The following is a 7,701-nucleotide window of genomic DNA, read 5'->3' on the forward strand; positions in this document are numbered from 1 at the left end:
CCCGGAGAACCCTTGCCGCCGACAGCGCAGCCACCGGGGACACCCGGAGAACCCTTGCCGCCGACAGCGCAGCCACCTGGCACGCCACAGCCGGGGAGAGCCCCGATTGAAATCGTCGTCACTGCAACACGAACCTCACAAAGAGTGACGAACGTGCCACGCTCTATAACGGTGGTAGACTCAGAAGAAATTCAGCGGGACACAGGGCCATCGAGAAATGTCGGGGAAGCTCTGGCAAATCAGGTTCCCGGTTTTGCGCCCCCGACTCAAACTACGACCACTTATGGACAAACTTTGCGGGGTCGCGACGTTTCCGTTCTGATTGACGGCGTGCCACAAACGACCAATCTTCAATCTTTTGGCAGAGAATTCAGAAACATCGATCCCAGCGCGATCGAGCGTGTTGAAGTAGTGCGGGGGTCTACCGCAATCTACGGCGCTCAGGCTACAGGTGGCGTGATTAATATTATTACTCGTCGCCCAACTGAGGAAAGGCTAACTGCTGTTACTGAAGTGGGCGTCAGTAGCCCTTTAACAAACACAAGAGATGCTTTAGGCTTTAACGCTCAGCAGACGATTTCTGGCCGAAGTGGCAATTTCGATATGACCGGCACTGTCTCGCTCTCTAGAAGTGGAGCTTTTTACGATGCCAAAGGCGATCGTATTCCCTTGTTTGAAATCGGCGGAGATAGCAGCACGCTCTTCAACGTCATGGGCAAAGTCGGGGTAGATTTGGACACCAACCAGCGGCTGCAACTAACGGTCAATCACTATCGGGAAACCCAAGATCCCAATGTAATTCAAGACTTTAGTGTTGACGACCAGGAAGGACGGCAAAAAGCCCGCGCCATCCGAACCGGAGATTTGGATATTGACGGGGAAACACCGGGAAATAAAAGTACACAGCTCAACCTAAGTTACACCAACCAAAACCTTTTTGGCAGCAGCCTTCAAAGTCAAATCTACTATCGAACGAATTCCAATGTAGGTGTTCCTTTAGATTACCGCACGTCCGACTTCTTTGGGCCGTTTGTCGGTGTTACTCGTTCGCGAGCCGAGAACGAACAGATAGGAGGTAGACTGGCGATCACCACTCCTTTATCCCGTGCCGAAAATCTTCGATTAACTTGGGGTTCTGACTATATTACTGAAGATAGCAGACAGCGTTTCGACCTGTACGACCCGGAGAGATTTGACGCAAGTGGCCGCCGGGTTTACCGGAAAATCTCCGAGCGTCCTTTCGTCCCTCCTTACACTTTCAACAGCCTTGGCTTTTTCGGTCAAATGGAATGGAATATTGACGATATCGTCATTTTAAGTGGTGGGATACGTCACGAACGCCTCGGGTTAAACGTCAATGATTATACGACTTTTAATGAGCGCCAGATCGAAGGAGGCGATCGCAAATTTAACGCCACCCTATTTAATACAGGGGCTGTCTATAAAATTAATGACACCTTCAACATATTTGGCAACTTTTCTCAAGGTTTCTCAGTTCCAGATTTCGGCCGCATCCTCCGCCAACCCCCCGATGATTTTGTCGGAATTGAATCTTCGTTAGAAGTAACTCAACCGCAAAAAGTCAACAGCTACGAAATTGGCATTCGAGGAGGGTGGCAATCCGTGCAAATGTCGCTTGCCGCTTTTTACAATACCTCGGATCTAGGAGTCCGTTTTGAACCAGTTGGCAACACAGGCCGCCTGGAACTACAGCGCGCCCCAGAACGCATTTACGGCTTAGAAGGAACTGTGGATTGGCAACCTGGACGAACATGGTCTATCGGCGGGACTGCTACTTATATTCAAGGCAAATATGAGGAGGAAAACCGTTACATCGCCCTCGATAGCAGCCGAATTCCACCGCTCAAGCTAACAGCTTATGTTCAAAACGAAACTTTGCCGGGATGGAACAATCGGTTACAGTTATTATATTCTGGAAATCGCGATCAAGCCTTCAAAGACGGCTCGGATGGCGGCCCGATTAGCAGCTATCTCACACTGGATTACGTCAGCGCGGTTAAAATTGGATCGGGGCTGCTACAAGTCAAAGTCGAGAATTTATTGAATAATCAATATTTTCCCGTGATCTCCCAATACTCCGCTGGATTTGGATTGGACAGCTCTAATTATGCAGGGAGAGGTTTGACTCTCAGTGTTAATTACCGCCTTAACTGGTAATTATTTATCGGCTGTGGATTTCCTACTGATGAAAAAGTAGGGACTTGCGAGGAAAGCGCTGGCCCCTTAACTCTCGCTATCAGGTGTTTTTTCTAGTAATGATAACAAGGGTGGCTCTCCCTCAGAGAGACCCTTGTTGCTAGTTAGAAATCTACCCCCTTGCTAAGGCAGGGCTGTTTCATTCTCTTGTAGGGGCAGCAAAGAGTGGCTGCCCCAATCCCTGAAATACTTAGTGGGGAGGGGTCGGCACGGGGGCACGACCCCTACAAATAACGGCTTCGAGGAAAATTTCGAGATGAATTTCCGCAAACTCGCATTCAAACTGCACTTGTATTTGGGGTTGGTAGTAGGAATATTTCTAGCAGTAATTGCTTTAACGGGCAGCTTGCTGGTTTTTAGTCCAGAAATCGATCGGTTCTTCAATCCCCAACTCCTGCAAGTTATTCCTCAAGGCGAACGGATACCGCTGGAAAATGTCCTGCATATTGTCGAAAAAGCTTATCCCCAAAATCAAGCTCTTAGTATCTTGCTGCCACGAGAAGCGAAGGATGTTTGCAAAGTTTCAATGCTGTCAAAGAGCGAGGAAATAGTTAGCGTTTATGTCAATCCTTACAGTGGAAAAATTAAGGGTGCGCGCCTTTGGAAAGAAAGTTTTACAGGTTTTATTTTTACGTTACACGCGGAATTAGCGGCAGGAGAATTCGGTCATCTTGTTGTAGGTATTTGCGGTCTAGTAATGCTAGGACTAACTTTTACTGGCTTGGTATTGTGGACTGGTTGGCGCAATTTGGCTCGCGGATTTTCTATTAATTGGAAAGCTCACTGGCAGCGTACTGTATTTGATTTACATAACGTTTCTGGCATTGTATCGGTCGCTTTTCTCATACTCATCTCCGCTACAGGGACAGCGATAATTTTTTACGCGCCGGTTGAATCGACTCTGTATTGGCTAACGAATGAAAAGCCACAGCCCGCATTGACTTCTCATCCCCACTCTAGCAGTTCCCGTCAAAACCTTGACGAAATATTACACCAAGTTAATAGCGTTTGGCCGGAAGCTAAAACCACTTTTATTTCTCTGCCTTTGACGCCTGAAGCTATTTTTAAAGTACGGAAAAAATTTCCCAACGAGTCGCACCCAAACGGGATTAGCACCATTTATCTCGACCAATACAGTGGCAAAATATTGCAGGCTAACAGTGTAAATTCAGCTTCTGTAGCAAATCGAATTCTCAACTCGCTTTATCCGCTACATATTGGCAGCTATGGCGGAATTTACTTGCGGCTGGCACACGCGATCGCAGGATTAGCAGCGTTTGTACTGTTTGTTACGGGTGTACTGATGTGGCGACAGCGGCATTTGGCGAAATTTTACCGCAATCAGGCGAGACAGCAATATGAAAAATTATCTCCACTTAGCCAGCAATGGCCTTGGTTTTAATGAGAGCGGCGTGGGATTTTATGCGGGTGCATATCATCTCCGGTTACACTCCTTATGATGTTGACTGTTGACTGTTGACTGTTGACTGTTGACGGTTGACAGTGAACAGTCAACAGTGAACTCGAATTTACTATTCCGATGCTAACGGATTTGATATCATTCTCCTGACTAAAAACCCCTATCCTCTGAATTTTAAATTCTATCAATCGCCTATTTCATGCAAAAATTTATTCAAATCTGGCTCGGACAAACTGCTTCGATGATTGGCAGCGCTATGTCCGCGTTTGCGCTGACTATTTGGATTTGGGAGTCCACCAGTCAAGCGACGGCTTTGGCTTTGTTGATGTTTTTTACTCAATTGCCGCGCATCTTGCTCGCTCCGGTTGCTGGCATTCTCGTCGATCGCTGGAATCGAAAATTTTTGATGGCGATCGGTGATGCGGTTTCAGCTTTGTTAACGCTCACTATCCTATTACTTTATATCAGCCAAAACCTGCAAATATGGCATATATATGTAGCGGCTGCGGTTAACGGAGTTTTTGACCAAATTCAGCAGTTAGCTTACTCAGCAGCGATCGCCACAATGATGCCAGAAAAGCATTACAGCCGCGCTAGCAGTTTAAGTTTTTTGGCAAGTTACGGTGCGAGTATTATTGCTCCGACGCTGGCGGGGATTCTCTATTCGGTGATAGGGCCCGGCGGGATTTTTACGATCGACCTGGCAACTTTTACAATCGCGATCGCCACCCTAGTATCTGTCAAAATACCACAGCCCGCGATCGCCTCCAATCCCCAGCCGACTCGCTTTCACCTATTGCAAGAACTCAGCTTCGGATTCCGCTACATCGTCGAGCGTCCCAGCCTGCTTGCCTTGCTGCTGTCGGTTTCGCTATTCTGGTTTGCTCACGACATCGGCGCGGCCCTCTACTCACCGATGATTCTGGCACGCACCGGCAACAATGCCAGAATCCTCGGTACTATCCTTTCAGCCGCCGGCGCAGGTGGCGTTTTAGGAGCATCGATCGTCAGTATTTGGGGCGGTCCCAGACGCCGAATCCGGGGCTTTCTCCTCGGCATGGCAGGCGCGGGCTTGAGTAAAATAGTCTTTGGTTTCGGCCAGGCGCTTTCCATCTGGATTCCCGCTCAATTTTGTTCGTCTTTCAATTTCCCCATCCTCGGCAGTTCCAACGAGGCGATATGGTTGGCGAAAGTCGCACCAGAAGTACAGGGGCGTGTTTTTGCTACCAGAGCAGTTATCGTGCAATTGGCGTCTGCGATCGGTTTATTGATCGCAGGGCCACTTGCCGATCGCGTCTTTGAACCCGCCATGCAACCGTCCGGTTTTTTAGCAGCTATTTTTGGCCCAATTCTGGGGACTGGTGCCGGTGCTGGGATGGCTTTGTTATACGCTATCTCCTCGCTGGGCTTATTGCTCGTTGCCGTCGGTGGGTATGCTTGTCGGCTGCTGCGCGAGGGCTAATATCGTTTCCGGTTGCATCGGAATGATTTAACCGCAGAGGGCGCAGAGAACGCAGAGGGAGAGAATACAGAGAGGAATAATTCGGATACTACCGCATTTGATATCAAGGGGAAACGGCGCACAGAAGTCTTCTTCCCTCTTCCTTCTTCCCTCTTCCTTCTTCCTTCTACCTTCTACCTTCTTCCTTCTTCCTTCTTCCTTCTTCCTTCTTCCCTCTTCCTTCTTCCTTCTTCCTTCTTCCTTCTTCCTTCTTCCTTCTGCTATAGTTTCTGGCGCGAACTCAGGTGAGCTTCTATTTCCGATCGCGATCGCCATACAGGGCGCAATTCCTTGCGAGCAAAGAGCTGCGACTGATCGCCTGCGTGGGGCGAACCAGGTTGAGTGGCGTTGCCGTAACTATTTAGCGCCATCGCTTTCACGGGATTCGAGAACTCAATCGCAGCGACAAAAGAATCGCCGGCAACCGCTTGAAAGCGATCGTCTTTCCCCGGAGCGAACCAGACTGAGCGAAATACACCCAAATCACCGTCAGCTCCATTTGCAGGCAGATTCGCCTCCCCAGGCAATCGGAAGACTTCCCCCCATGCCACATCTAACGCGCCATAAGTTACCTCAACTTTGGTTGCTGTCGCTTCCAGCACCCGCACCGCCTCTGCAGGATTTGCCAACCCGTCTGGCGTCGTTAGCGGCGCATCTTCGCTCCAAGGTTTGGCGAATAACTTATCGTCATCCATCGCTTGTTTCCAAAAGGCAAATAGCACCGCACCGCGACTGTCCGCATCGACTTTGCGATCCCAAGTGGCGAGAACTTCTGCAGCGCGGCGCGCTTTTTCACTGCCTTGGCGTGCGACGGGAATTAAATCATCGAGGAGGCGATCGGCGAGTTCTACCTGAGTGGAATGTTTGTATTGCATCAATTCATCGAAAGAGATTTTTTCATCTTCTAAGAGCATTTTTGCCGATCGCTGCGATCGCAAATCCATCGGGCCGCGCGGTGCCATGTAGGCGGGATATTTATCCGGTGCGATCGCGCTGGGAAACGTCGTTGTCCAAGGCGGATCGTTGGTATTTTGCAACCAACCGCTGGGCGGATCGACAACGCGCGGCAAATCCGCATAGGGATGATTTTTGCTCCACAAAGTCTCTGATGTATTGCCTGGGATCGTGCCTGACCAGTATTTAAAATCTCCGTTTTTGCGTATAGGGACTTGACCGTTAAACAAGTGCATGATATGCCCCTGACGATCGGCATACATGACGGTAAACATGGGAATTTCCAAGCGCTTTAAAGCGGCTTCAAATTCAGAAAAATTCTTTGAGCGTGCCATATCCCACCACTGCTCAAGGGCTGCTGGTTTATCGAGTCCGACAACGCGCAGGGCGATCGCTTTGCCCTGTTTTTCTGTGAGAATCGGCCCGTGAACAGAACGTCGCACTACTAGAGATTCCGATCGCAAATTCCCATTCTTTTCTTTGACTTTTAAAACCTTCTCTTCCCTGTCAAATTGTCGGACTTCGCCATCAAAGCGATAGCCATCGTTAGCGAGGGGCAATTCGTAGGCATCCCAGCCATCGTGAGTGTTGACAGTATGAGTCCATCCCAAGTTGTCATTAAAGGCGATCGTTAATACAGGAAATCCGACGAGAGTCGCTCCGTAAGCGTTAATTTCTGGGCCAACCAGTTGCGCTTCGTACCATAAATATAAATCCGACCAAGGAAGGTGAGGATTTGCCAATAGCATGGCATTGCCGCTTTGAGAATGGGAAGGAGCGATCGCCCAACCATTAGAGCCTTTGGGGGTATCATTTTCAGCGATATCTTCAACGCTATCTGGCTCGACTATAAAAGTAAAATTGATGACGCGTTGCGCGTGTGCCAATACATCTACGGGTTTGAGGGGCAATGCTACTTTTAATTCTTCGGTGAGCGCCTCTGGGTGTTCTTTTGCATAGGCATTCATTCCGCCAACAAAAGCATCGAGATAGTTGCGAAAAATGGGATTTTGTGATTCATACCAGGCATTTGCGCGATTAGGAATTCCCATAGTTTGCACCCAGCGATCGGATTCCAGATAATCTTCGCCCCAAAATTCCGCAGCTTGCCCGCGAGCTTGCCCGTAAAGACGCAAAATCAGATTACCGTGACTTTGCATCTGCGCCCACCCAAAAGCGTAGAAAAGGCTTTTACTATTTTCTCCGTAAATATGTGGAATTCCATAGGTATCCCAAAGAATTTGAGTGTCGGTTTGAGGCAAGGATTGAACCCCATTATTGAGAAGCAAAACTAAAATAAAACTCATTAATAACGAGACAATCCGCCGGCCTTGTTTTTTTAGTTGTAGAAACACTGGAAATTAATTGGCTAGGGTTGGTTAAACTGAGAAATTGCCGCCTTTTTAACAAACTGCACGAACAAAACGCCGAGGATTTAAACCCCTTTTATGGAGAACAAGGGAAAAATTTATACCAAATCCGTGGGAGCATCTCAATGAAAGCAGCCAAGCTAGAAATTGGAGTTAGGAGTCAGGAGTCAGGAGTCAGGAGTCAGGAGAAAAGAGGAAGAAGGAAGAAGGAAGGAGCCAGAAGAAGTGTTTTTACAAAT

The 7,701-nt window shown here is 48.5% G+C and carries 5 protein-coding genes; 3 read left to right on the forward strand and 2 right to left on the reverse strand.

Annotated elements, in window-relative coordinates; translation table 11 throughout:
• The 3 genes from QUB04_RS31110 to QUB04_RS31120 all read left to right on the forward strand — a co-directional run.
• On the forward strand, positions 1–2,178 hold a 2,178-nt coding region (locus QUB04_RS31110), incomplete at its 5' end, for a TonB-dependent receptor (protein WP_333290535.1).
• A gap of 295 nt (positions 2,179–2,473) precedes the next feature.
• Entirely contained in the window at positions 2,474–3,619 is a 1,146-nt protein-coding gene (locus QUB04_RS31115) for a PepSY-associated TM helix domain-containing protein (protein WP_333290536.1), read from the forward strand.
• A gap of 217 nt (positions 3,620–3,836) precedes the next feature.
• The gene (locus QUB04_RS31120) at positions 3,837–5,099 is read left to right on the forward strand and encodes an MFS transporter (RefSeq protein WP_333290537.1); all 1,263 of its coding nucleotides are present in this window, start codon (positions 3,837–3,839) and stop codon (positions 5,097–5,099) included.
• Positions 5,100–5,126: 27 nt separating this feature from the next.
• On the opposite strand, the gene QUB04_RS31125 is transcribed toward QUB04_RS31120, so the two are convergent.
• The gene (locus QUB04_RS31125) at positions 5,127–5,414 is read right to left on the reverse strand and encodes a hypothetical protein (RefSeq protein WP_333290538.1); all 288 of its coding nucleotides are present in this window, start codon (positions 5,412–5,414) and stop codon (positions 5,127–5,129) included.
• The gene (locus QUB04_RS31130) at positions 5,360–7,399 is read right to left on the reverse strand and encodes an acylase (RefSeq protein WP_333290539.1); all 2,040 of its coding nucleotides are present in this window, start codon (positions 7,397–7,399) and stop codon (positions 5,360–5,362) included. The genes QUB04_RS31125 and QUB04_RS31130 overlap by 55 nt, the downstream gene beginning before the upstream one ends.
• Positions 7,400–7,701 lie beyond the last annotated feature (302 nt).

Origin of the sequence: Microcoleus sp. D2_18a_B4 (genome assembly GCF_036702475.1) — a bacterium.
In the GTDB taxonomy this organism is placed as follows: Bacteria; Cyanobacteriota; Cyanobacteriia; order Cyanobacteriales; family Microcoleaceae; genus Microcoleus.